The sequence below is a fragment of the Candidatus Kinetoplastibacterium galatii TCC219 genome (assembly GCF_000340905.1).
Lineage (GTDB): Bacteria > Pseudomonadota > Gammaproteobacteria > Burkholderiales > Burkholderiaceae_B > Kinetoplastidibacterium > Kinetoplastidibacterium galati.
The window spans coordinates 335,996-362,291 of sequence record NC_020284.1 but is presented as its reverse complement, the minus strand read 5'-3'; the positions used below and the strand labels follow the sequence as shown (position 1 = coordinate 362,291).

Annotated in this window: 23 protein-coding genes and 1 pseudogene; 4 read left to right on the top strand and 20 right to left on the bottom strand. The window is 31.2% G+C overall.

The features are described 5' to 3' along the window. Positions 1 to 6: 6 nt before the first annotated feature. The 12 genes and pseudogenes from lpxA to rpsB form a co-directional block, all read right to left on the bottom strand. Positions 7 to 798, bottom strand: a complete 792-nt coding sequence (gene lpxA / locus ST1E_RS01705; protein ID WP_015389521.1) for an acyl-ACP--UDP-N-acetylglucosamine O-acyltransferase — start codon at positions 796 to 798, stop codon at positions 7 to 9. Continuing rightward, a complete protein-coding gene (gene fabZ, locus ST1E_RS01700; protein WP_015389520.1) occupies positions 799 to 1,251 on the bottom strand; it encodes a 3-hydroxyacyl-ACP dehydratase FabZ in 453 nt (150 codons plus the stop codon). 49 nt (positions 1,252 to 1,300) lie between these two features. Beyond that, the gene (gene lpxD, locus ST1E_RS01695) at positions 1,301 to 2,386 is read right to left on the bottom strand and encodes a UDP-3-O-(3-hydroxymyristoyl)glucosamine N-acyltransferase (RefSeq protein WP_015389519.1); all 1,086 of its coding nucleotides are present in this window, start codon (positions 2,384 to 2,386) and stop codon (positions 1,301 to 1,303) included. A 5-nt stretch (positions 2,387 to 2,391) separates the two neighbouring features. Next, positions 2,392 to 2,934: an OmpH/Skp family outer membrane protein gene (locus tag ST1E_RS01690; protein WP_015389518.1), complete on the bottom strand. Its 543-nt coding sequence runs from the start codon at positions 2,932 to 2,934 to the stop codon at positions 2,392 to 2,394. A gap of 34 nt (positions 2,935 to 2,968) precedes the next feature. Then, positions 2,969 to 5,260: an outer membrane protein assembly factor BamA gene (gene bamA / locus ST1E_RS01685; RefSeq protein ID WP_015389517.1), complete on the bottom strand. Its 2,292-nt coding sequence runs from the start codon at positions 5,258 to 5,260 to the stop codon at positions 2,969 to 2,971. 99 nt (positions 5,261 to 5,359) lie between these two features. Beyond that, positions 5,360 to 6,568 carry a 1-deoxy-D-xylulose-5-phosphate reductoisomerase gene (gene dxr, locus ST1E_RS01680; RefSeq protein WP_015389516.1) on the bottom strand — a complete coding sequence of 403 codons (1,209 nt, stop codon included), beginning with the start codon at positions 6,566 to 6,568 and terminating at the stop codon, positions 5,360 to 5,362. Beyond that, the gene (locus ST1E_RS01675) at positions 6,565 to 7,407 is read right to left on the bottom strand and encodes a phosphatidate cytidylyltransferase (RefSeq protein WP_015389515.1); all 843 of its coding nucleotides are present in this window, start codon (positions 7,405 to 7,407) and stop codon (positions 6,565 to 6,567) included. Before ST1E_RS01675 ends, dxr begins: the two co-directional genes overlap by 4 nt. A gap of 19 nt (positions 7,408 to 7,426) precedes the next feature. Then, the gene (gene uppS, locus ST1E_RS01670; RefSeq protein ID WP_015389514.1) at positions 7,427 to 8,167 is read right to left on the bottom strand and encodes a polyprenyl diphosphate synthase; all 741 of its coding nucleotides are present in this window, start codon (positions 8,165 to 8,167) and stop codon (positions 7,427 to 7,429) included. A 72-nt stretch (positions 8,168 to 8,239) separates the two neighbouring features. Continuing rightward, the gene (frr, locus tag ST1E_RS01665) at positions 8,240 to 8,800 is read right to left on the bottom strand and encodes a ribosome recycling factor (protein WP_015389513.1); all 561 of its coding nucleotides are present in this window, start codon (positions 8,798 to 8,800) and stop codon (positions 8,240 to 8,242) included. Between the two features lie 16 nt (positions 8,801 to 8,816). Further along, on the bottom strand, positions 8,817 to 9,533 hold the full coding sequence (gene pyrH / locus ST1E_RS01660) for a UMP kinase (RefSeq protein ID WP_015389512.1): 717 nt from the start codon (positions 9,531 to 9,533) through the stop codon (positions 8,817 to 8,819). Between the two features lie 103 nt (positions 9,534 to 9,636). Next, positions 9,637 to 10,508, bottom strand: a pseudogene (gene tsf, locus ST1E_RS01655) (translation elongation factor Ts). A gap of 60 nt (positions 10,509 to 10,568) precedes the next feature. Then, positions 10,569 to 11,309, bottom strand: a complete 741-nt coding sequence (rpsB, locus tag ST1E_RS01650) for a 30S ribosomal protein S2 (RefSeq protein ID WP_015389510.1) — start codon at positions 11,307 to 11,309, stop codon at positions 10,569 to 10,571. Between the two features lie 333 nt (positions 11,310 to 11,642). Between rpsB and map the strand changes: the two genes are divergently transcribed. The 3 genes from map (at position 11,643) to ST1E_RS01635 (ending at position 13,860) form a co-directional block, all read left to right on the top strand. Next, positions 11,643 to 12,455: a type I methionyl aminopeptidase gene (map, locus tag ST1E_RS01645; protein ID WP_015389509.1), complete on the top strand. Its 813-nt coding sequence runs from the start codon at positions 11,643 to 11,645 to the stop codon at positions 12,453 to 12,455. A gap of 181 nt (positions 12,456 to 12,636) precedes the next feature. Beyond that, positions 12,637 to 13,317: a MarC family protein gene (locus ST1E_RS01640; RefSeq protein WP_015389508.1), complete on the top strand. Its 681-nt coding sequence runs from the start codon at positions 12,637 to 12,639 to the stop codon at positions 13,315 to 13,317. A 60-nt stretch (positions 13,318 to 13,377) separates the two neighbouring features. Continuing rightward, the gene (locus ST1E_RS01635; protein ID WP_015389507.1) at positions 13,378 to 13,860 is read left to right on the top strand and encodes a disulfide bond formation protein B; all 483 of its coding nucleotides are present in this window, start codon (positions 13,378 to 13,380) and stop codon (positions 13,858 to 13,860) included. 94 nt (positions 13,861 to 13,954) lie between these two features. Here the strand turns inward: ST1E_RS01635 and purF are convergent, their stop codons facing one another. The 8 genes from purF to ST1E_RS01595 all read right to left on the bottom strand — a co-directional run bounded on the left by purF (position 13,955) and on the right by ST1E_RS01595 (position 25,328). Continuing rightward, on the bottom strand, positions 13,955 to 15,412 hold the full coding sequence (gene purF, locus ST1E_RS01630) for an amidophosphoribosyltransferase (RefSeq protein WP_015389506.1): 1,458 nt from the start codon (positions 15,410 to 15,412) through the stop codon (positions 13,955 to 13,957). A 42-nt stretch (positions 15,413 to 15,454) separates the two neighbouring features. Beyond that, positions 15,455 to 15,919: a CvpA family protein gene (locus tag ST1E_RS01625; RefSeq protein WP_015389505.1), complete on the bottom strand. Its 465-nt coding sequence runs from the start codon at positions 15,917 to 15,919 to the stop codon at positions 15,455 to 15,457. Positions 15,920 to 16,172: 253 nt separating this feature from the next. Next, on the bottom strand, positions 16,173 to 17,444 hold the full coding sequence (gene folC / locus ST1E_RS01620; protein WP_015389504.1) for a bifunctional tetrahydrofolate synthase/dihydrofolate synthase: 1,272 nt from the start codon (positions 17,442 to 17,444) through the stop codon (positions 16,173 to 16,175). Positions 17,445 to 17,468: 24 nt separating this feature from the next. Continuing rightward, a complete protein-coding gene (gene rph, locus ST1E_RS01615; protein ID WP_015389503.1) occupies positions 17,469 to 18,194 on the bottom strand; it encodes a ribonuclease PH in 726 nt (241 codons plus the stop codon). A gap of 68 nt (positions 18,195 to 18,262) precedes the next feature. Beyond that, entirely contained in the window at positions 18,263 to 22,255 is a 3,993-nt protein-coding gene (purL, locus tag ST1E_RS01610; protein WP_015389502.1) for a phosphoribosylformylglycinamidine synthase, read from the bottom strand. Between the two features lie 253 nt (positions 22,256 to 22,508). After that, positions 22,509 to 23,324, bottom strand: a complete 816-nt coding sequence (locus ST1E_RS01605; RefSeq protein ID WP_041185958.1) for a TatD family hydrolase — start codon at positions 23,322 to 23,324, stop codon at positions 22,509 to 22,511. A gap of 11 nt (positions 23,325 to 23,335) precedes the next feature. Continuing rightward, positions 23,336 to 24,025 (bottom strand): ABC transporter ATP-binding protein, encoded by a 690-nt coding sequence (locus tag ST1E_RS01600; RefSeq protein WP_015389500.1) that lies wholly within the window; start codon positions 24,023 to 24,025, stop codon positions 23,336 to 23,338. Beyond that, on the bottom strand, positions 24,015 to 25,328 hold the full coding sequence (locus tag ST1E_RS01595; RefSeq protein WP_015389499.1) for a lipoprotein-releasing ABC transporter permease subunit: 1,314 nt from the start codon (positions 25,326 to 25,328) through the stop codon (positions 24,015 to 24,017). Before ST1E_RS01595 ends, ST1E_RS01600 begins: the two co-directional genes overlap by 11 nt. A 65-nt stretch (positions 25,329 to 25,393) precedes the next feature. On the opposite strand from ST1E_RS01595, the gene ST1E_RS01590 reads away from it, so the two are divergent. After that, positions 25,394 to 26,212, top strand: a complete 819-nt coding sequence (locus tag ST1E_RS01590; protein ID WP_015389498.1) for a hypothetical protein — start codon at positions 25,394 to 25,396, stop codon at positions 26,210 to 26,212. The last annotated feature ends 84 nt before the right edge of the window (positions 26,213 to 26,296 follow it).

Genomic DNA, 26,296 nt, shown 5'->3' with positions numbered 1-26,296 from the left:
CTTTTTTTACCTAATAATACCTCTATTTGAATTATTCAAAAAATCTAAAATTATCTTTAAATAAAGAGAGTATTCTGTAGAATTTTCATAAAATGACTGTAACCTTGATTTGGCTTCAATTAAAGACAAACCCTGACGATAAATTGTTTTATATGCTTTTTTGATCTCAAGTATTAAATCTTCTGAAAAATTTCTACGTTTTAATCCTTCTATATTTATACCAACAGGTCGAGACGGATTTCCAGCACATAGCACAAATGGTGGAACATCCTGAATCAAAGAACTATTACCACCCACCATAACATAAGCCCCTATCTTAGAAAACTGATGAATGCCTGTTAATCCACCTATTGTTGCCCAATTGCCTATATTTACATGGCCTCCTAATTGTACTGAATTTGCTAACGTTATATTATTTCCAATAAAACAATCATGAGCAATATGAACATAGGCCATTATCCAATTATCATTACCAATAGTAGTCCTAGATCTATCTTGAGCAGTACCAATATTAAAAGTTGTAAATTCTCTTATTGTGTTACGATCGCCTATTATTAGTTCTGTAGATTCTTTTTTATATTTTTTGTCTTGAGGAACTCCTCCAATTGAACAGAATCGGTACAATACATTATCTTTTCCTATGGTAGTATTTCCATCAATAACACAATGATCCCCTACTATTGTTCCAGAATCTATGCTAACATTAGGTCCTATTACTGTATATGGTCCTACAACAACAGAACTATCGATATTAGCTGAAACATCTACAATAGCAGTAGGGTGTATATTTCTATTCATTTAATTGTCAAGTTTACGAATTGCACACATTAATTTAGTTTCAGCTACAATTTTAGAATCTACCAGAGCGCGTGCTTTGTATTTACAAATAGAACGACTTAAACGTTCAGCATCTACTTCTAAACGTAACTGATCACCTGGAACAACTGGGCGTCTAAAACGAGTTTCATCAATACCTACTAAATAATAGGCTGTATTTATATCAATTTTCCCAAGATTTCCATCGTCAATAAAAGAAAATAAAGCTGCTGATTGTGCCAATGCCTCTACGATTAAAACTCCTGGCATAACAGGAAAATGTGGGAAATGGCCATTAAAAAAAGGTTCATTGATTGACACATTTTTAATAGCTACTATGGATTTTCCTGGAATCATCTCGATTACACGATCGACTAACAACATGGGGTAACGATGTGGTAAGCGTTTCATTATATCTTGTATGTTTAATTCCATTTATAAAATCCTAAAATTTTCTAAGGCAAAGTTGCTAATCATATATCTATCATTTCTTAAAAAATGATTTAATGAGTTTTCTTATTTTTGATAATTTTGAAATAATAGGAGCATTATGCTGCCATTCAGAATGGGTAGAGTATGGATAAATACCTGTATAGCGACCAGACTTCATAATATTTGATATAATTGCAGTAGCTCCAGATATGTGAACATCATCCACAATAGTTAAGTGACCAGAAATCATAGCAGCTCCAGCTATAGTGCATCTTTTTCCTATCTTGGTTGATCCAGCTATACCAACGCAAGCAGCTATAGCTGTATCATCACCTATTATCACGTTATGCCCTATCATGATCTGATTATCTAGTTTCACACCATTACCGATAATAGTATTATCTAAAGCCCCTCTATCTATAGTAGTATTAGCCCCTATTTCAACATCATTACCAATTTCAACATGACCAAATTGATATATTTTATTCCAAACAAAAGTATTGTCATATTTATCTAAAGCATATCCAAAACCATCAGCACCTAATACAACTCCACTATGGAAACATGATCTAGAACCAACTATAGTATTAGGATATAGCGTGACACCGGAGTATAACAGGCAGTTATCACCTATCTCTGAGTTGTTATCTATAACACATCTAGACCCTATTCTAGTGCCTGTTCCAATAATAACACCGCTGTTGATTATACAATAAGGCCCTATCTTTACATTGTCAGCTATAATTGTATCTTTCGATACTATGGCAGAGGGATGGATGCTATAGTCTATATTTCTAGATAATTTACTATTGAACCACTGAGATACTCTCGCATATAATAAATATGGATTGTCGCATACAATAAAATTGCAAACTGGAATACCTTTTATTAAAAATTCTGAATAAATTTTGTTGCTAACAATAACTGCTGAAGCATTGGTATTATTTATATACTTTATGTAACTAATATCATTTAAAAAAGAAATATCACCTACGATAGCTTTAGATAAATTGGCTATTCCTCTTATCAATACAGAAGTATTTGTTAATCTTAATTGCCAATTTATGTTAGATGTGTCAACCAAAGACAATAATTCTTCCAGATTTATAGATTGGTCTTTATCTAATAAAGTGGGCATAAATATTATTTATTTAAACTACTAATAACTTGATCAGTAATATCAATTCTAGGATTTACCGCGATAGCGTCCTGTAATATCAGATCAAAACCATCTTGCTCAGCAATATTCTTAATACTCTCATTTATCATAGAAATCACAGAAGAGAATTCTTCATTTCTTCTTCTATTAAAATCTTCTTGGAATTCACGACGCTTACGTTGCAAATCTACATCAAGGTTATTTAAGTTTCTTTGTAGATGTATCTTATCATTCTCTGATATTACCAAAGATTCCTTATCAAATTTCTCAATCTGAGAACGCAAGCTTAAACTTAGTTTTTGTAGTTCCTCATCTCTTTTTTTAAATTCTATTTCAATTTTCTTTTGAGATGACTTAGCAGGATTAGACTCTTTTAAAACACGATCGGTATTTACAAAACCTATTTTTATTTCTTCAGCAAAAGAATAAAAGGGTGTTATGGAAATAAAAACAAAAATAAAAAGAGTTGTAAAAGTCAGTTTATTTATTATATATCCAGAAAATTTATCAAACGCAAAGTTAAACATAATATCACTCTTAATAAAATAAAAATCAAAGTATTTAAAAACTAGTTCCCATTTGTATCTGTAGATACTGTATATCATCACCCATATGTCTATTCAGAGGCATTCCATAAGAAATTTGCATCATACCAACAGGAGATCTCCATGAAGCCCCTAGACCAGTAGAATAACGCCACCCACAATCAATAGAATCATTGTATTTTTTAATGCTTTTATTAAAAACCCTGCCAGCATCAATAAAGATAAAAGGTCTTAAAACCTTATCTATAGAACTATCTGGAAGAGGTATGTAGAATTGAGCATTAGCTAAAATACGACTAGATCCTCCAATATATTCTCCAGTAAGAAAATCCTTTGGACCTACAGAGGAAGCCCTATAGCTACGAACACTACCTATACCACCAGCATATATATTTTTTATATACGGATAATCTTTACTACCGTAACTTACTCCATAATCAATTAATCCATTAACAGATAATAAATACTTGTCAGCAAATAGTAGATAACGTTGATAATTAGCAGTTACAAGGACATACTTCAAATCAATAAACGAAAAATCTAATTTTGCTCCTTTAAACGATCCAGATCTAGGAAAAATATTACTATCAAGAGTGTCATCTGAAAGCCCTAAATTTATATTAATTGATTTTGTATTGCAACCATACTGATCTAAAAACCTATTGTACACTGATGATAACTTGTTAAAAGAAATAATATTATTATTCTCTAGCGAAAAACCAAAGGATAAAGAACTTGACTCTGAAACTGGGATCCCTAGAATCACCCCTTGCTTCAAAGATTTAATCTTACAATTATTACATTCTCCATGCTGATTATTAATTTTATAGTCAAGCATTGCAGTACTTCTAATTTTCTTATCTAGAAAATAAGGATCCGTATATGATATTGTAGCCGAGCTACTTTCTCTGCTACGATTTAACTGTAATCTTAGATCAGAGCCATTCCCAAATAGATTGTCATCACTTACAACAGCAGAAAACACAATCTTATCCGAGGATCCATATCCAAAGCCAACGTTAAAAACGCCTGTTGGCTTCTCTTCAACATTTATATTTATATCAACAAGATCATTCGAATCAGGGAATTGATTAAATTCCATCGAAACCTTATTAAAAAAACCTAATCTATCTAGCTTTTCTTTAGATAATTTAATTTTTTGATAATTATATATAGATGATTCAAACTGACGAAGCTCTCTTCTTATTACTTTATCTAGTGTGTAAGAATTACCTGTAATATTAATTTTGTTAATATAAACAATATCTCCAATATCCAAACTAAAAACAATATCAACCAAAGATTCTTCTTTAGTTTCTATTAAAAAATTTATATCAGCTAATGCAAATCCCAAACTGCCCAAATATTCTTTTATTGAAATAATTGCATTATTTATATTAGATATAGAGTAAATATCACCTTTCTTAATATTTATTAAATCAAGAGTTTTTTTATAAAATTCATATGAATTACATAGCAATTTTACATTATTAATTTTGTATAACTTTCCTTCATCTATAGTGATCAATATATCAACCATATCTTTATCAAAGGAAAAAACAATTTTTTGATCATGTAATTTAAAATTAGCATAACCATTATCCATATAAAAAATACGTAATTTATTTAAATCAGATTCTAAAATTTCTCTTATAAATACATCATTCTTTGTATACCAAGAAAATATATTTGTAGGACTCGATTTGAATAATTTTAGTAGTGATTTTTCTGAGAAACTTTTATTACCTATTATATTAATACTTCTTATCTTTGCTATCGGTCCCTCATTAATATTAAAAGTTATATCAACAAGATCATCAGAAACAATGGTTTTATCTAAAGATATATCTATACAGTGTATACCTTTCGTAGAATAATTAAGTGTTATTTCATTTTTAATATTGTTTAGAGAGTCTTTGTTAAAAAAAGATCCCTGAGTAATACCAAATTTATTTAACATATTAAGCATATGTTCTTTACTAAAAACATTAACTCCATTAAAACTCACTGAGCGCACAATAGGCATTTCTTTAACACTAATCAATGCAATATCATTTACTATCTTAATAGAAACATCATCAAAAAACCCCATAGCATATATATCGCTTACAACTCTCGATAAATCTTTTTCTGATATCTTTTCTCCTATTTGAAACGGTAATTTTTCAATAATCATAGACTTGTCAATTTTATTAATTCCATCAATACGTATATCATGTAAAATAAAACAACTAGAAGAATATGAGATCCCAGGAATTAAAAATACAACAAATGCTATTAATAATATATTTAATCTAAAGAAAGACATCTTAAGCCGGTCCTAATATGTTAAAGAATGTTAGTAATTATCATAATATTCTCTTAAAAACAAAAAATTTCTAGAATATAAGCGCGATACTGCGATACTTTATTTCATAATAGACGACAAATTTTTATAAGCAAAACTACGAGAAACCATATCTAAGTGCAATATATCATCTAAATTATTTAATAAGTAAGGAGTTTTCTTCTCATACCAATTTATAGATTCTTCTATTATTTTTGGAATACTTGTATATTTTATAGAATCGTTAAGAAAGGCCTCTACTGCTACCTCATTCGCTGCATTTAAAACGATACAATGTGCCTGTCCTAATTTTAACGCATCAAAAGCTAATGATAAACATGGAAATTTCACAAAATCAGGCTGGTAAAACTCAAGCTTCATAAGATCTTTGAAATCTATAAATCCAACTTCATTTTTTGTTCTCTCTGGAAAACCCAAAGCATAAGATATAGGAATACCCATATCAGGTTTGCTTAACTGTGCTATCACTGAACCATCGATATACTCAACCATAGAATGTATTATACTTTGCGGGTGTACCAATACTTCAATTTTTCTTATAGGAATATTAAATAACCAGTAAGTCTCAATAACTTCAAATCCCTTGTTCATCATAGTTGATGAATCTACAGATATCTTGCGACCCATACTCCATTTTGGATGCAAACATGCTTTTGCAGGAGTTATATCTTGCAAACTATCTGTACTATATTCAAGGAACGGACCTCCCGAAGCTGTTAATAGTATACGCCTAACATTATTTTCTATTTTTTTAAAATTAATACTATTTGCATTACCGTATAGACATTGAAAAATAGCACTGTGTTCACTATCTATGGGAATTAGTTCTGCTTTATAATAAGAAACGTATTGCATAAAAAGATCTCCTGCCACTACCAGGACCTCCTTATTTGCCAATAAAATACGCTTCCCAGCTCTAGCTGCAGCTAGAGCTGATGGAAGTCCTGCTATGCCTACAATTGCAGCGATGACCGTATCATAACTGTTGTCATAGGCTATATCCACAAGAGATTGAGAGCCAACCAATAATTTAGGAATAGGATTATCACTAGTCCATTTTTCATAAAAAAGTTCTTTAGATTGAGTACTGGGAACAATAACTACTTTAACCCTATATTTAATGGCCTGAGCAACTAAACAATCTATTCTGCTATAAGCACTAATACCAAAAACCTCAATATCTTCATGAAAATTATCAATAACCTCAAGGGCTTTTTTACCAATTGATCCGGTAGATCCAAAAATAAAAACTCGACGAGATGTACTCAAAACAATACCTCTGATAATAAAAACGCCGTAGGAACAACTGAAATTATCGTATCAAACCTATCATAGACACCACCATGACCAGGTAGAAGATTACTTGAGTCTTTAATTCCTGAATTTCTTTTTAGTAAAGACTCGAATAAATCACCGAATATGGCAATAAAAGATAATACTATTGAAAATAATAATGCTAAAAATAATGACCATCTATCTATTAGAATACTTGAAAAGCTACCGTCAATGAAGCTGCTTATATAAAACCATATAAAAGAAGCACAGATACCTGACACTGCTCCAACAATGGTTTTATTTGGACTAATCTTATACGCTAATTTCTTTTTTCCAATAGATCTTCCTATAAAATATCCAAAGACATCTACTGAACATATAAAGACTAAAAGAGATATCATAAACCATGAGCTGTAACTAATATAGTAGAACACTATAACAAACCAGGCTGAAAAACACAAAAAAACAGAGAAGATAGATATAAATAAACGCTCTGCATTAGAGAATACTCTAGCAAAAAATACAGAGGCAAAAGATAAAAATAACCAGATTATGTTAACAACTAATATTGTCTTATATATAATGCTCTTATATTTGATAATACTACTTGCGCTTATAGACGCTAATGATACTAACACAGCAAAAAAAATATTGGTACTAGAATGCAATTTTTTTGAAACATAAGTAGGAATAGACATCATGAGCCATTCCCACAAAACAAATGATACTATAACAGATAGTAATATTATGAAGTCCTCTTCATGTCTTGATAACAAAGATAAGGCAAAAATTGATATTAGCATTATCGCAGTTAGAATTCTAAGTTTCAGCATTCGATAAACCCACTTTATTTTATTGCCTCAGATCTTTCTCTAGTTGGGCACTCGTCCTTCCGAATCTACGCTCCCTTGTACGATACCATCGAAATGCTTCTTCCAATTCATTAGAACCAAAATCAGGCCAACAAATATCAGTAAAATATAATTCTGTATAAGCTAATTGCCATATCAAGAAATTGGATATACGTATTTCTCCACCGGTACGTATTAATAAATCTGGTTCTGGAGCCCAAGACATAGATAAATAGCGAGATAAAATATCTTCATTTATACAATCTATATTATCTAAGATATCAGATTCTTTTCTTAACATCTTCTTTATAGCCTGTAATATATCCCATCTTCCGCCATAATTCGCTGCTATTGTAAGATAAAGATTATTATTATTAGATGTCTTATAAATAACGCTATTTATTAAATTTTGAAGTCGGTTATTAAATACAGTAATATCTCCAATTATACGTAAATTTATCCCTTTATCTACTAAACTATCTACTTCGTTCTCTAAGGTTTTTATAAATAAATTCATTAGATATTCGATTTCATCAGCAGGTCTGCGCCAATTTTCTGAACTGAATGCAAACAAAGTAAGATACCGAATATCTAGTTGAATAACTCTATCTATGATTTGACCAACAGAACGCACCCCTTTAAAGTGACCTGAAGATCTTGGTAGAAATCTTTTATTTGCCCAACGACCGTTACCATCCATAACAATCGCAACATGCTGCGGAAGATGTTTATTAATCAACATGACTTATATAACAAACCATTACAAACAATAAAGTTTAAAATAGCATCACAAAAAATTTTTATGACGTACTTACTATATGGCCATAACCTCAGTTTCTTTTTTAGATATTATTTGACCTATTAATATTATTTTCTGATCTGTTATTTTTTGTATAGAATCTTGAGATCTTTTTTCTTCATCTTCTGATATTTCTTTATCTTTAACCATTTTTTTTAGAAGATCATTAGCCTCACGTCGAATATTTCGTATAGCTACTTTTGTTTCTTCACCTTCAGCTTTTACAACCTTAACCAAGCTTTTGCGACGCTCTTCCGTTAACGGAGGCATAGGTACCTTAATACTATCACCGAATGAAATTGGGTTAAGTCCTAAATCAGATTCTCTTATAGCCTTTTCTATTATGTTAATCATATTTTTTTCATAAGGCACAACCTGTATATTCCTAGCATCTAATAGATTAACGTTAGCTATTTTATTTATTAAAGTAGAAGAGCCATAATAGTCAACAGAAATATGATCTAGAATACCAATATGAGCACGACCTGTACGAATTTTTGCTAAATTAGACACTAACACATCAATAGATTTAGACATTTTGCTTTCAATAAAACAACGAATTTCATCTGTACTCATAAAAAAATTTATCCTATTAAAGATGAACCAATGTGCCTTCATTCTCACCTATCACAACACGTTTCAAGGCACTAGATTTATATATAGAAAATACATTTATCGGTAATTTTTGATCACGGCAGAGCGCAAAAGCGGTTGCATCCATAACCTCAATTCTACGTACAATTACTTCATCAAAACATATGTGCATATATCTGGTAGCAGTAGGATCTTTTTTTGGATCAGCACTATATATACCATCAACTTTAGTAGCTTTTAATACAATTTCAGCACCTATTTCGGCACCACGTAATGCAGCTGCAGTATCAGTAGTAAAAAAAGGATTGCCTGTACCTGCAGCAAAAATTACCACCTTTCCTTCTTCTAAGTATCGTAGAGCCTTAGGTCTTATATAAGGCTCTACTACCTGATCTATATTTAAAGCAGATTGTACACGAGCATCTATACCGAAACATTTAAGAGAATCCTGTAAAGCAAGAGCATTCATGATAGTAGCCATCATGCCCATATAATCAGCAGTAGCACGATCCATACCCTGAGCTCCTGGAGCAACGCCACGGAAAATATTACCACCGCCTATTACAATAGCTAATTCAACACCTAACTCAATAACCTTCAATATCTCTTCAGTGATACACAAAATGGTTGATCTATTTATTCCAAAGGAATCATCACCCATAAGTGCTTCACCAGAAAGTTTCAACAAAACTCTTTTATATTGTTTATTGTACATGCTTGAAATTCCGATGATTTACATACCAGTAATATACAACTCAACAATCTAACCAACCAAAAAAATAAATTAATAAAACTAACTTTTAGTAATGATAGATAAATTACACAGAACTAACAGCTGCAACTTCTGCTGCAAAATCCACCTCTTTTTTTCTATACCATCTCCAACAACATAAAACACAAAACTATCAACTGATGATGATTTTTCATCAAGCATTTGTTTAACAGTTTGTTTTTCATCTTTTACAAAAGTCTGAGACATCAATGTAACTTCTTTTAGAAATTTTTGTACTGATCCCTCAACAATTTTTTCTATTATGTCACTTGACTTGCCAGATTTTTTTGCTTTTTCTAGAGCAATTGAACGCTCAGTATTAATTTCATCTATGCTAACGCCAGAAGAATCTACAGATTTTGGTTTAGCTGCTGCTATATGCATGGCAACATCTTTACCAACATCCTCATTCCCTGAATGATCTACTAATACACCTATACGACCATTATGACTATACCCAGATAAAGATCCATTTGCAGCTATTCTAGTAAAACGACGGATAGAGATATTTTCACCAATTTTACCAATCATAGATCTTCTGGCACTATCAACAGTATCAGTATCAAAAATTAAATTGCTAAGTTCTAATAAATCAGCTGGATTATTATTTGCTACTATTTCTGCAAGTTTGCTTACAAAAGAAATAAAATCTTTGTTTTTAGCAACAAAATCAGTCTCACAATTAACTTCGATTAAAGCTCCTGATTTCAAATCTTCTGAAATATACAAACCGATCAAGCCTTCAGCAGCTACACGAGATGCTGCCTTATTAGCTTTATTTCCTAACTTTATTCTCAAAAGACCTTCTGCTTTTTTTATATCACCATCAGACTCGATAAGTGCTTTTTTGCATTCCATCATAGGAGCATCAGTCTTTTCCCTTAATTCTTTTACGAGAGCTGCGTTAATATTGGACATATTATTCCTAAAATACCTAAAAATTATGAGTTTTCATCTAATAAAAAACTAAAAACAATATTAAAGATCTACTTCAACAAAGTCTTCTGTGGTTTCTTTAATGACATCAACAATATCATCTACATTTTTTTTGCGGCCTTCTAACACTGCGTCTGCTATCCCTTTGCAATATAAAGAAATCGCCTTAGCTGAATCGTCATTCCCTGGAATAACATAATCAACACCATCAGGAGAATGATTAGTATCCACAACAGCAACAACTTTTATACCTAAAGCTCTAGCCTCTGATATAGCAATTTTATGATAACCAACATCTATAATAAATATTATATCTGGAAGATTATTCATATTTTTAATGCCACCAATAGACTTATTGAGCTTATCTAGCTCTCTATGGAATAATAATCCTTCCTTTTTGATCATCTTATCGGCATTGCCACTAGCAACAATACTTTCCATTTCTTTCAATCTCTTGATAGAAGATTTTACTGTTTTAAAATTAGTAAGCATTCCACCAAGCCATCTAGAATCTACATAAGGCATATTACATCTACTAGCTTCACTAGCTACAAATTCACGAGCTGCTCTTTTTGTTCCAACAAATAAAATATTGCTACCGCTAGATGAAGATTTTTTAATAAATTTTAATGCTTCTAGATACTTCTCTACAGTTTTCTCAAGATTAATTATATGTATCTTATTTCTTTGACCAAAAATATACTGGGACATTTTAGGATTCCAGTATCTTGTCTGATGTCCAAAGTGTACACCGGCCTCTAACATTTCTCTCATAATAGACATTAAAATCTCCAAGGGTTAATTTCTTACAATACGTAAGCATCTAACTAAAAAGACACCCCTGACAACGTATTGTGCGATTTAAAAATTTACACTCAATTATATATTATTTAATATTTCTAGCTGACAATTATACACAAACAAGATAAATATGGCTTCAAGAATTACAATAATAGTTAATTTATTTTATATAAATGAGAATTATTTATTATTATTTGTAAGTAAAACAAAATAATCATTGCAATCAATAATATTGGGATTTAATATCAACTCGTGCGGTTAAAAAATAATTATTACATTAAATCGATGTAAAAATAAAATTTTTAAAAATAGAAAATGGGTATTATTAAAAATAAAAATGATCTGAATAAAATGAGATCTGCTTGCCAAGATGCAGCAAAAATATTAGATTTTATAACAAGTTTTGTAAAACCAGGCGTTACGACTGGATATCTGGATAAATTATGCAAGGAATATTTAACAGATGAGCTGAAGGTAAAATCAGCAACTGTTGGTTATGCTCCACCCGGACATTCACCATTCCCAGGAGCTATATGTACTTCCGTAAATCATCAAGTATGTCACGGGATTCCTGGTAATAGAATTCTAAAGAACGGAGACTCATTAAATATAGATGTTACAATAATAAAAGACGAGTGGTACGGAGATACTAGCAGAATGTATCATGTCGGGGATCAGTCTATACAATCGTTAAGACTATCGGAAATAGCATATGAATGCATGTGGAAAGGCATACAAAAAGTAAAGAATTACGCCAGATTAGGAGACATAGGACATGCCATACAAAAACATGCTGAAGAAGCAGGTTTCTCTGTAGTAAGGGAGTTTTGCGGCCATGGAATTGGGAAGAACTTTCATGAAAATCCACAAGTTCTTCACTATGGAAAACCTAATACTGGTGAATTACTAAAGACTGGTATGTTAATTACAATAGAACCAATGATAAACGCAGGAAAGAGAGGAGTAAAACAACTGTCGGATGGATGGACAATAGTCACATGTGATCATAGTCTATCTGCCCAGTGGGAGCATACAATTTGTGTAACTGATATTGGATATGAAGTTCTGACAGTGTCATCAGGGACACCCAAACCACCATCATTTATTGATAATCAAGATATATTTTAAATAAATCTGTTATAATGTAGTCGTCATGTTAGGTGACTTGGTTAGATTTTGAATATGCAAAATATTTTAAGAGTGGGGAGAAATTATCACCATGTATTCTTTCTAGAATTTTAACTAATTCGCAATTAGCACGATATCCAACGAGACCAAATATTCATTTAATTTTCAATTTACTTAAATTATGCTACTTCCAGAATTCTTATCTCCTTTGACAAAAAGTTTTTTATTCACTTTTGGAACATTGCTTCCTTTTTTAAATCCACCAGCAATTGCTCCGATATTTCTTTCTATGACAGAAAATGCATCACCAGATACAAGATTAATGCTAGCAAAAAAAGTTGCTAGCAATGTAGCTATAATGCTAATAGCTACACTGTTAATAGGTAATGCAATATTAGCCTTGTTTGGAATATCTTTACCAATTGTAAGGCTAGGTGGTGGTACATTAATAATATTTAGCGCTTGGAGTCTAATAACTTCTTCAGACGAAGATAATGATAATGATAGTGACAAACAGGAACTAATGAGTTTAGAACAAGCAAATTCTCGTGCGTTTTATCCTCTGACATTCCCTGTGGCTTTTGGGCCAGGTGCTATATCAGGAGCGATAGCAGTAGGAATTTATCTAATTGATAGCACCAATATCAATGCAATGACCCTAAAATTCTCAGGATCTGTTTTAGCTATACTTTTACTATCATCTATACTTTATATATGTATGAAATTTGCAGCGCAAATGTTAAACAAATTAGGAGAAAGCGGTACTGCTGTATTTATGAAACTTTCTTCTTTTATCATGCTTTGCCTTGGCGTTCAAATTTGTTGGGCTGGCGTGAATGAACTAGTTAGAACTTTTCTGTAATTTAAAATTTTATATTAAGATGATTACTTATACCAAGACTAAGATTTTATAGAGCCCATCATGCAAACAACTTATCGTAATAGATTATTTATTTTGGTTTCTATACTTTGCTTCACTTCAATATCTGCGGCACTTATATCTCAGCATGTGTTTGATATGAAGCCATGTTCTTGGTGTATCGTACAACGTCTAATTTTTTTTATAATAGGAATTGTTTCATTTGTAGGTTATTACATAAGAAGCGATATATTGTCTAGAATAATAGCAATAGTTATATCAATATTAAGTATATTTGGCATATTTGCTGCATATATGCAAAAAGTATCTTATTCAGAAAGTCTGTCATGTATGACGACGCCTGCTGACACAATAATCAGCAGCACAGGATTTGATTCATCAATTCCCTGGCTATTTAACGTATACTCATCATGTGCAGACGACCCTGTTTTCTTATTCGGAGTTGAGTATTTTGTATGGAGCTTATCTCTATTTATAATACTAGCAGTTATAGCAATATCAGCTGCTATAAGAAATACCAACTAATTAGCTAGCATTTTGCTTATTTTATTGTTCTTGTTATGTTTGAATACTCAGAAGAGAGGCAGTATGTCACAGCAAAGACATACTGCCTCTTTAATTAAGATACTCTACTATTACTTAGATTAGATAGGTAATCAGAATCTATATCGCCAGTTATATATTTCCCATCAAAACAAGAAGCATCGAAACTTGTAAGAGAATTATTTATATCAGTAATAGATTTTTTCATGTCATCAATATCTTGATAAATTAACGCATCTGCTCCTATAAATTTTGCTATTTCCTCATCTGTTCTATTAGCAGCTATAAGCTCACTCTGAGTAGGCATATCTATACCATAAACATTTTGATACTTTATTTGAGCCGCAGCTGAAGCAAAATAAACCTTATTTGCACCAGATGAACGTGCCATGTCTACAATTTCCTTGCTAGTAGTACCACGAACAATAGAATCATCTACTAATAAAATATTTTTATTCTTAAACTCAATATTTATAGTATTTAATTTTTGTCTTACTGATTTCCTACGCATAGCCTGGCCAGGCATAATAAAAGTTCTTCCTACATATCGATTTTTTATCAGACCTTCACGATAATTAAGATTCAGAGAATGAGCTAATTGCATTGCTGCAGGACGTGAAGAATCTGGTATTGGTATAACTACATCTATATCTCCAGCTCTTACATATTTAGTTAATTTCTTAGCTAAATATTCCCCCATTTTTAATCTTGCATCATATACAGGGACTCTATCTATAAAAGAATCTGGACGTGAAAAATATATGTACTCAAAAATACATGGTGATAGTTTAGGATTATCTGCACATTGCTTACTAAATAAATTACCATCTAAATCAATAAATATAGCCTCACCTGGATCCACATCACGAATAAAGGTAAATCCATTACCCTCTAGAGCCACTGATTCTGACGCAACCATCCACTCAGTACCTCTATTTGTTTCTTGTCTTCCAATACATAATGGACGTATACCATTAACATCACGGAAAGCAACTAAACCATAACCTGAAATAATTGATACAACAGCATATGCCCCTCTTACCCGTCTATGTACCCCTGATATAGCTTGAAAGATTGAATTTTCATCAAGCACAACTCCATGAACAGCCGACTGTAATTCATTAGCAAATACATTTAGCAGAACTTCTGAGTCAGAATTAGTGTTTATATGTCTCAAATCAACCCTAAACAAAGATTCTCTTAATTCTTGCCAATTAGTCAAATTACCATTATGAGCAAACATGATACCAAAAGGTGCATTAACATAAAATGGTTGTGCCTCTTGTTCACTAACATTAGATCCTGATGTAGGATATCGTACCTGTCCTATACCGCAATAACCTGGTAGAGAAAGCATATTATGAGTACGAAATACATCCCTGACAAGACCATGAGATTTATGAAGATAAAACTGCCTATTATCAGATGTGGCTATGCCTGCTGCGTCCTGCCCCCTATGTTGTAAAAGTAACAAACTATCATATAACAGCTGATTTACTTGACTGCGTCCAACGACACCAACTATTCCACACATAAATAATTCCTAATGATATTAAGATCATTACTATTTGAATCATTAAATCTCTGTAAATAGCAATTCCTTAATTTTATAAACTAAATCCATAGTTGGCTTTACGAGAACTGAATCCATAAACCAACACTCTGTGGACAACATGCTACAGCATAATAATACTAACAATATTAATAATAAACCACGCAATGCTCCAAAAACAATACCTAATGTACGGTCAATAGATGACATTCCAGTCTTAATAATAAAGAATGATACAAACATATTAATAAAAAAACATGCTAATAGAACAGCAAAAAACACTATTAAATACGATAAACAATTACTCAATAATGCAGAATCTATATGTCTTTCAATAAAATAATTTACATCTGGAGCAAGCAATATAGTTAATAAAAACGATATAAGATAAGAAAAAAGAGAAAATAACTCTCTCGCAAAACCACGAAAGTATCCAATAATGCAAGAAGCCAGTAATACACCAACGAAGATATAATCAAAACAATTCACTTTCTTACCAAATAAATATACATAATTAATTTATGAGTATGTGCATAAGATCCAATCTTATCGATAAATACTAAATTAATTAATTTAGTAAAATTTTAAAATTAAAATTATAAAAATATAGTTTTAAAATTCAAAAATATAACCTCAATTGTAAGATAACAGAATTTACATAATTAAACTAGATACCCCAGGTTATAGCAAAAAATATATGTTGTTGCTAATACTTTAAATTATAATGTACTGTCTAAAAACACTAGCTCAAATACAATTGATAAACATCACTAACAGTTAAAAAAGATCCGAATACCAGTATACGATCATTCTGATTAGAATTTTTGAGTGAAGTATTAAATGCATTGACTACACTAGAGCAACAGATTACATTTGCTGATTTTAAATTATCTTTAATAATATCAAACAACAAATCTGAAGATAAACCTCTGGGTCCTAGAGTACTACAGCAATACCAATAATCAACATAAGGATCTAATATTTTCACAACCTCCGATATATTTTTATCCTTTAACATTCCTATAACAGCATGTGTCTTAGAAAAAATATTATTGCCTGCTAGATTTTCCGCTAAAGAAATAGCAGCATGTGCATTGTGAGCAACATCTAAAATAATGGTAGGGTTTTTTTTAATAATTTGAAATCTGCATGGCAAAAAAGAATTTAATATCCCCTCGCATATATTCTTATATGAAATATTTAATCTATCACTGACCGATTCTATTGCAATCAAAGCTGTTGAGGCATTTAGTAACTGATACTTTCCTAGCATTTTAGGATACGGTAATTCATCAAAATTACTATACTTACCACGATAGGACCAAGTATCATTGCTATTAATTGAGTATTTAAAATCACTATTAACCAAAAGCAAGTCTGCTCCTATTTCATTAGCATAATCTAATAAAGACATTGGAGGATTTATATCACTGCAAATAGCTGGTTTATTTTTTCTATAAATATGAGCTTTTTCGAATCCTATAGAATCTCTAGATTCGCCCAACCATTCAACATGGTCAAGTCCAATACTTGTAACAATTGAACAATCAGAATCTATAACATTAACGGCATCTAAACGCCCTCCCATTCCAACTTCAAATATTAAAACCTCTAATTTTTTAATTGAAAACAAATAAATAGCAGCTAAAGTAGTGAATTCAAAGTAAGTTAAGGAAATATCACCTCTCACTTTATCTATGAAATATAGAGAATCGATAATATCATTATCACTTACATTAATGCCATTGATTCTGAATCTTTCATTAAAAGAAACAATATGTGGAGAAGTATACAATCCAACAGTATATCCAGCTTTTAATGAGAAGCTTTCTAGAAAGCCACAAGTTGAACCTTTTCCATTTGTGCCACCGACAGTAAATACTACTCCATCCATTTTTATATTTATAAGTGAAGCGACTATTTTAACTCGATCTAGATTTAAATCTATACTAATTGGATGAATTGACTCTATATACTTCAACCAATCAGACAATGATGAATTCTTTTTATTCACTATAGAAATCTTATAAGGATTAAATTAATTAAAACATTCTTTTTGTATATTAATAAGTTTTGATATACCTTCTTGTGCCAAATCTAGCATTGAATTTATATCGTCCCTAGAGAGTAATGATTTTTCTCCAGTAGCTTGGATCTCTATAAACCTACCTTTAGAATCCATAACTACATTCATATCAACATCACAATTACAATCTTCTAGATAATCCATATCTAGCAATAATTGCTTTTTTGATTTTCCAACAGAAACAGCCGCTATATTATTACAAATAGGATTTTTACTTATAAGACTATTATTAAGCAAATAACTCACGGCGTCAAAAGCAGCAACACAAGATCCAGTTACACTTGCACATCTAGTTCCACCATCTGCTTGTATAACATCACAATCGAAGTGAATAGTTCTTGCACCCAGTAAACGTAAATCGAACATAGATCTAATACTTCTACCTATGAAACGTTGTATTTCTTGTGATCTTCCTGTTTGTCTACCATAAACAGATTCTCTATTAGATCGAATTTTTGTAGCACTAGGTAACATACTGTATTCTGCTGTAACCCATCCACAATCCACATGTTTTTTTACAAAATCAGGCACATTTTCAACTATAGTAGCAGTACATAAAACATAAGTATTACCTGCTTTAACAAAAACTGAACCAGCAGCTTGATTGGTAAAATTTCTTATAATCTCAAAATCACGTAGTTGATTAAAAGAACGATTAGAAACACGATTAAATTTCATATTATTTTCGTTAAAATAAAACATCTATCTAAAAGCTCATTAAAAAATTAATGAGCTTTCTTTAATTACTAATCTACCCAAGCACGAGCATTGCTGAACATTCTCATCCAAGGGCTATATTCATAATTTTTGATCCATTCGGATGGAGCCCATGATAGTGTTACATTCCTTAATACTCTTTCTGGATGAGGCATCATAATAGTGCAACGACCATCTAAAGATGTCACAGCAGTAATACCTTCAGGACTACCATTGGGGTTAAATGGATAATTCTCTGTTTTGTTCCCATAATTATCTACAAAACATGCAGATACATATGTGTTTTTTTGATTACCTGATTTCGAATAATCTGCATAGCCTTCTCCATGAGCAATAACTATAGGTATTCTAGAACCGTCCATACCATTGAAAAATATAGAAGGAGATTTTAATATTTCTATAGTTGATAAACGAGACTCGTATCTCTCTGATTTGTTTCTAGTAAAACGTGGCCAATCTGTAGCACCTGGAACAATAGAAGATAATGCTGATATCATTTGACAACCATTGCATACTCCCAAAGAAAAAGTATCTTTTCTAGAAAAATATTCAGAGAATTGATCGTACATTAAATTATTAAATAATATAGTACGAGCCCAACCTTCACCAGCACCTAATACATCACCGTAACTAAATCCTCCAACTGCAACTAATCCCTTAAATGAAGATAAATTAACACGACCAGACAATAAATCAGTCATATGAACGTCAACAGCACTAAAACCAGCTTTGTTAAAGGCCCAAGCCATTTCTACATTACTATTACAACCTTGTTCTCTAAGTATCGCAACTGGAGGTCTGGAAGCATTAGAAATAAATGGAGCAGATATATTATCTCCCATATCGAATGATAAGAATGGATTTATACCAGGATCAGAAACATCATCCCATGTGTCAAATTCTAACTTAGCACATAACGGATTATCTCTTCTTTTAGAAATATTAAAGCTTACTTCACTCCAGATCTTTCCTAAAACAGAAAGCTTCTCAGACCATATTAATTTATTTTGATAATTTATATGTATATTATTATCTGCATTTATGCTGCCTATAATATGAGAAGAAGAGCTTAAATCAAATTTTCTTATATGGTCGATAACTTCATTTTTATAGTTACTAGGTATCTGAATAACAGCTCCTATCTCTTCTGAAAACAAAACTCTTATCAATGTATCATTCAAACTTTCATTACTGAAATTTTCTTTATTAGGTATAATAGAATCCAGATTTATAGATAAACCAGAATGACTAGCTAAAGACATCTCAATCAGAGTAGTAATCAAGCCACCATCAGAACGATCATGATATGACAGAATCATATTTTTGCTAGATAGAACACTTATGAGATTAAAAAAAGAAGCTAATTTATCAGGTGATATATCAGGAGCCTCATTACCAATTTGATTATATACTTGAGCTAGAATTGAACCACCCATACGATTTTTAAAATCACCAAGATCAATAAATACCAGTAAACTATCAATATCATTAACAAGATGTGGAGTTAAACTCTTGCGTACATCGTTAATTGTTGCAAATGCTGTTACTATAAGTGATACTGGTGAAACAACCTGTTTTTTCTTATTATTAAAATCAAAAATAGTCTTCATGGACAATGAGTCTTTGCCTACTGGTATAGATAATCCAATGCATTTACAAAACTCACTAACAGCTTCAACAGTGTCATACAAATCTGCATCCTGCCCATCAAAGCCACATGCTGCCATCCAATTTGCTGATAATTTTATATCATCAAATTTATCTATCCCTGCAGGTATCAAATTAGTAATAGCTTCTGCTAATGCCATACGACCAGACGATGGTGCATTAATTACAGCGATAGGAGAACGCTCTCCTATCGCCATAGCTTCTCCAGAATGTTTTTCATAATCTGACACTGTAGCAGCAAAATCTGAGACAGGAACCTGCCAAGGACCAATCATTTGATCTCTACATACCATTCCGCCAACACTACGATCACCTATAGTAATCAGAAAAGATTTACTGGATACTGTAGGATGCCTTAATACCCTAGGAATTGCTTCTCTAATTAAAATATTATCAAGAACTAATTTTTCGTTCACTCTAATACTTCTATTAATGGTACGCTGTAATTTAGGTGGCTTGCCCAAAACTATATCTAAAGATATGTCCACAGGATTATTTTTTAGAGAAACAGCTTCACTAGGAAGATCATCCATTTCTATTTCTTTGTCAACATCAACAACTTTAAGAATACGATCATTAGTAGAAACCCCAACCACTGAGTAAGGGCAGCGCTCTCTATTTGCTATATTGTCAAATAAAGTTAAATCTTTCTTTTCAATTGCAAGAACATATCTCTCCTGTGACTCGTTAGTCCATATCTCAGATGGTGACATACTATGTTCTTCTATAGGAATTCTTCTAATATTGAAAATAGCTCCCATTTTTGAATCATTCACCAATTCTGGAAAAGCATTTGAAAGACCCCCAGCGCCAACATCATGAATAGATATAATTGGATTATTATCAGCTAATTGCCAACAACGATCTATCACCTCTTGTGCTCTTCTCTCTATCTCAGGATTTCCTCTTTGTACAGAATTAAAATCAAGGTCCTCGGAATTGCTACCTATATCAGTGCTAGAAGCAGCACCACCACCTATCCCTATACGAAAACCTGGTCCACCAAGTTGTATTAATAAAGCGCCATCTGGAATATTTTTTTTGTGAGACAAGCTGTCATTAATAATACCAAAACCACCTGCTAGCATTATAGGTTTATGATATCCCCAATGAATATCATGTATTTTTTGTTCAAAAACTCTAAAATAACCTAAAACATTTGGTCGACCAAATTCATTATTAAAAGCAGCCCCACCTAACGGACCATCTATCATAATAGAAAGAGGTGAAGAAACTCTCTTTGGAGTATCTTCATAAGAAGATTCCCAGGGTTGAACTGAATCACTAAGTCTTAAATTGGAAACAGTAAAACCAGTTAGACCTGCTTTAGGTTTGGATCCGCGTCCAGTAGCTCCCTCATCACGAATCTCTCCTCCAGCGCCAGTAGAGGCCCCTTGAAAAGGAGCTATTGCTGTAGGATGATTATGTGTTTCTACTTTCATCAAGATGTTTATATCAACATCTGAATTAACATATTCAGCTATTCCATCCTCATTAGGTATTTTAGGATAAAAAAGTGAAATATTTCTACCAGTCATGATAGCAGCATTATCAGAATAGGCTACAACTGTTCCCTTAGGCTGAGCTAAATGAGTAGCTTTAATCATTTCGAAAAGAGAATAATTTTTTCTATCTCCATCAATTACCCATGAAGCATTAAATATTTTGTGCCTACAATGTTCGCTGTTAGCTTGAGCAAACATTATTAGCTCAACATCAGTTGGATCCCTACCAAGAGTACTAAAAGACTTACTTAAATAATTTATTTCTTCATCTGACAAAGCTAGACCTAGATTATTATTAGTTTCTTGCAGAGCACTAATTCCATTTGACATTAAAGGAATAGTTACAAGATCTGAAACACCAGAAGTTTTGAATAATAAACTGATATCGAAATCGTTTTTAATTATAATCTCAGTCATTCTGTCATACAAAAGACTATACAGCTTATCTAAATCTTTTTCATTAAAGATAACTTTTCGATCTGTTTCAATTATAAAATGAATTCCACGTTCTATACGATTTACTTCATAAAAACCACAGTTATGAGCTATTTCTGTTGCTTTACTAGACCAAGGAGAAACGGTGCCTACTCTAGGGATAACTGTTAATTCTAATATATTTTTATCATTATCTATGGAATTTCTATCAAAAATATTACCTCCATATGTCAACAATTCACTAAGTCTAGATAATTTTTTAGCATCGAGAGCTCTCTCAATACAAACAAAATGATCATAGTAAGATGAAATATTAGATACACAAAGATCAGAATCTTTGAATCTATTTAAAAGCTGATCTATACGAAAACTTGAAAGAGCAGCAGAACCTGGAAAATATTGTACTGTTGACACGATATAATTTTCACCTTCTTGTAAAATTATAAAATAATATCCCTACAACGAATTATTCTATCAGCAAAATCTATGCATGACTCATAGAATGATATAATAACAAGATATAAAATACCTCATTATTGCCTTTTATTGTATATAAAAAGCACTAAATACTAGAATAAAATTGACAAAAATTAGTAATTTCGAAAATCGATAATTTATTAAACAACGAAACTGAATTATAAATACTTGATAAAAAATATAATAAAAATTACTTATCTATGTAATTTAAATAATTTAATTTAGGTATTAAATTAACCACATTTTTAGTAGTAGAGCTTGCAATTTCACCAATACTACAGTTACGTAATCTTGATAAAACTAACGCTATGTCAACTATCTCACATGGAGTATTAAAAATATCTTTATCATTAGTAAGCCAACTTGGTAACATGTAAGGAGAGTCTGTTTCTAATACTATGGAATCCAGAGGTAATGAGCTTGCATTATGACGTACTTTTGTGTTTCTTTTATATGTGATGGATCCGCCGAAACCAAGTAAAAAACCAAGATTGATAAAACTAATTGCTTGCTGATAACTACCACTAAAAGAATGAATAATTCCGCCACTATTATGTCTTTTTTTTAAGAGACTAAGCACAATATCTTGTGATTTTACCGAGTGTATGATTAAAGGTAAGCTAAATTCTTCGGCTATTAAAAGTTGCTTAACAAAATATTCTTTTTGGAAATAAATATTGGCATCATCATAAATTTTACGAAAATCCAATCCTATCTCTCCAACACCTATAAATTTTTTATCGCTAATAACATTGCTTATGGTTTTATATAATAAATTTAAATCACTATGAGAATTTAGATTTATACTTAACGGATGTATGCCAAGAGAGTAAAAAACACCTTCGTAATTATGAGCTAAATTTTTAATGATATCGAAATTATTGATATTTGTAGAAGGCGCAATAATAACCTTCACTCCAGAAGATTGCGCTCTTTGATAAATTCGGCTACTAACAGATCTGAATATAACATCATCCAAATGACAATGTGTGTCTATTAAAAACATTTGATGTGGTTCTAAATAAAAGATAAGTTTCCATATTCCAAGCACATTTTTCTATCAGCCATAGAAGCAAGATCCAAGTCATGAGTTGCCATTATAAATGAGGTACCATATTCATTTTTCATTTCTAGAAAATAATCAAACATTAACATAGAAGTTTTTTTATCTAGGTTTCCAGTCGGCTCATCAGCAATAACACAATTTGGTCTAGTAATCAAAGATCTTGCTAGAGCAACTCTTTGTCGTTCTCCTCCTGATAATTCTCCTGGAGATTTTTTCTCTTTACCTTTTAATCCAAGTTTATCTAGTAAATCTTTAGCAAGTTGACGAGATTCCTCGTATGAATTATTGCGAATAATTACAGGTAAAGCTACGTTATCTAATACATTAAACTCTGATAACAGATGATGAAATTGATACATGAAACTAATATTATAATTATGAATCCCATCTCTCTCACTTTTAGAAAAGTTAGCCGTATCAAGACCGTTTATGATCACAGAACCAGAATCTGGCGAATCTAAAAGACCAATTATATGCAATAAAGTACTTTTCCCTGAACCAGAAGAACCAATAATTGCTACTACTTCAGACTTATATAATGAAAAATTAATATTGCTCAAAATATTAATTTTATCATTATGATCACTATAAGATTTACATAAATTGATTACACTTAAAATACAATCATTTTTATTTAACACGATTTAACACTTTTGCAGGTTGTAATCTAGACGCTCTATAACTAGGCAAAATAGTTGCAAATAGGGACAATAAAATAGATAAGCAAGCTATTGCGAATATGTCATTAATTCTAATATCAACAGGAAATTTGTTAATAAAATATACATCCGACGGTAAAAAATCTACTTTCATGATACTCTCAATAAGGTTAACACAAAAATCCAAGTTTTGTAGTATAAGAATACCTGAAACAATACCTATAAACGTACCAATTAAACCAATAATCAATCCTACTAAAGTGAATATAGTTAGTATTTTGGAGGCGCTAATACCTATAGTCCTCATAATAGCTATTTCACTCTCTCTATCTTTGACAACCATAATCAAAGATGAAAAAAGATTAAAGGCAGCTACAGTAATAATCATAGATAAGATTATAAACATCATACGTTTCTCTGTCCGAATCGCAATAAATAAGTTCTTATTACTATAAGACCAGTCTTGTACTAAAAACTTCCAGTCTAAACTATCTCTAATTTTCTTGCTTATATATGGAGCAGTTTGTATATCATCTAAGAGTATTCTTATCCCACATCTACAATTATCTGAGAATAATTCATAAGCATTACTTATATCTATAAACACAACATTTGCATCATAATCATAATATCCAGATTTAAATATACCTGTCACAAGGAACTGTTTCGTCTTTGGAGTAAAAGAATTAATATTAGATAAAAAATCTGGTGATAAAATGCTTAGCTTATCTCCTAAACCTAAGTTCATTATCATGGCAAGCTCATTGCCAATAATAATGCCATTAGATTTGTCTAATTCAAGATCATTTGAATCACCAAAGATAATACTTTTCCCTAAATCAGATACATTACAATAGCTTTTAAAATCTATGCCAGTAACTTGAATACCCCTAGCTTTAGATAATCCTGATACTGATAATATAATAGCTTGGGATGATATAAAAGAGGAATATGCAGATATACTATTATATGAACTTTTGCCAAAAATCTTATTCATAAAATCATTCTTCAAATCATTATACTGAGACTTACTAGAAGAAATTTCTACATGAGATGTTACAGAAAGAATCCTATCTTTTATTTCTTTCTGAAAACCATTCATAACGGAAACTACTACCAATAATGCAGCAACTCCTAATGATATACCTATCACTGAAGAAACAGAAATAAATGAAATAAATTTATCATCAGTTTTTTTTATTATTCCAACATACTTTGCTGCTATCCATAACTCATAAGGCAATCTGAACACAATATGCTCACCACTAAGTAAATAAGATATCACAAAGCAATATAAAAACTAAACTTTGTGATAATGTAATAAAAGTCATCAATAATATTTTACTAAAAATGAACATTATAATACCAGGGTTTATTATTCCTAAAGAAATGCATATTAAATTTTCAGAGTTAATCCAAACTTATGCACCTAATTTATATAAGTTTATAAATGAATCATATGTTAAATCAAATTTATCTAATTTTATAGAAGAATATGGATGCACGGCATTTGAATCATGGAAATTAAAAAATTGTGGTTTTAAGAATGAAAAGAACAAGTTATTTTCATCAGGTTTAGGACCTCTTCTAGCTGAAACAGAACCAAGTGATAATTGCCCAGTTTGGATACTAGAATTAGTTCATTTAGATATTGGTATAAATGGAGCAATGATTTCAAATCCAACCATAAACCTAGACAAGAAAGAAAGTCTCTCTTTGCTTGAAAGCATACTACCTACTGTAAGCAAATCAGAATTTAGAATTGAATTTATATCTGCAGAAAGATGGCGTCTATTCTCATCAAATAATATTGATATTAAATCATTTAGCCCAAAAGCAATAGCAGGCAGCAACATAAATAATTTTCTGGATTATACGTATAAGCTAAGTAGTTGGAGAAAATTATTAAATGAAATACAAATTATATGGAACAAACATATTGTAAATACTAATAGAACTAATAAAGGTATAGATACAATAAACTCATTATGGTTATATGGTGGAGCAAAGTCATGGGATTTTAAGAAACATGGCAGCATAATATTAGATGATCTGGAAAACATAAAAATATATAATAATATTGAATTATGGATAGAAAAACTAGCAAATATTGATCTTTCCCTAAAAAGTTATTTTCTTGACAAGAATAATAAGAAAAAAAAGACATAACACTAACTTTATTGGGTACAAATAGATGTATTGAAATATCTCCACTAAGAGATTTTAATATACTTAAAAAAATAATTTATGGCA

Excerpts from the sequence above, each read along its gene's own strand:
- pyrH (WP_015389512.1), bottom strand. The coding sequence starts at position 9,533 with ATGTACAATAAACAATATAAAAGAGTTTTGTTGAAACTTTCTGGTGAA.
- lpxA (WP_015389521.1), bottom strand. The coding sequence starts at position 798 with ATGAATAGAAATATACACCCTACTGCTATTGTAGATGTTTCAGCTAAT.
- ST1E_RS01605 (WP_041185958.1), bottom strand. The coding sequence starts at position 23,324 with ATGTTTTTAATAGACACACATTGTCATTTGGATGATGTTATATTCAGA.
- ST1E_RS01690 (WP_015389518.1), bottom strand. The coding sequence starts at position 2,934 with ATGTTTAACTTTGCGTTTGATAAATTTTCTGGATATATAATAAATAAA.
- rph (WP_015389503.1), bottom strand. The coding sequence starts at position 18,194 with ATGAAATTTAATCGTGTTTCTAATCGTTCTTTTAATCAACTACGTGAT.
- ST1E_RS01635 (WP_015389507.1), top strand. The coding sequence starts at position 13,378 with ATGCAAACAACTTATCGTAATAGATTATTTATTTTGGTTTCTATACTT.
- ST1E_RS01640 (WP_015389508.1), top strand. The coding sequence starts at position 12,637 with ATGCTACTTCCAGAATTCTTATCTCCTTTGACAAAAAGTTTTTTATTC.
- uppS (WP_015389514.1), bottom strand. The coding sequence starts at position 8,167 with ATGTTGATTAATAAACATCTTCCGCAGCATGTTGCGATTGTTATGGAT.
- lpxD (WP_015389519.1), bottom strand. The coding sequence starts at position 2,386 with ATGCCCACTTTATTAGATAAAGACCAATCTATAAATCTGGAAGAATTA.
- bamA (WP_015389517.1), bottom strand. The coding sequence starts at position 5,260 with ATGTCTTTCTTTAGATTAAATATATTATTAATAGCATTTGTTGTATTT.
- frr (WP_015389513.1), bottom strand. The coding sequence starts at position 8,800 with ATGAGTACAGATGAAATTCGTTGTTTTATTGAAAGCAAAATGTCTAAA.
- map (WP_015389509.1), top strand. The coding sequence starts at position 11,643 with ATGGGTATTATTAAAAATAAAAATGATCTGAATAAAATGAGATCTGCT.
- purF (WP_015389506.1), bottom strand. The coding sequence starts at position 15,412 with ATGTGTGGAATAGTTGGTGTCGTTGGACGCAGTCAAGTAAATCAGCTG.
- ST1E_RS01675 (WP_015389515.1), bottom strand. The coding sequence starts at position 7,407 with ATGCTGAAACTTAGAATTCTAACTGCGATAATGCTAATATCAATTTTT.
- fabZ (WP_015389520.1), bottom strand. The coding sequence starts at position 1,251 with ATGGAATTAAACATACAAGATATAATGAAACGCTTACCACATCGTTAC.
- rpsB (WP_015389510.1), bottom strand. The coding sequence starts at position 11,309 with ATGTCTATTATGAGAGAAATGTTAGAGGCCGGTGTACACTTTGGACAT.
- ST1E_RS01590 (WP_015389498.1), top strand. The coding sequence starts at position 25,394 with ATGAACATTATAATACCAGGGTTTATTATTCCTAAAGAAATGCATATT.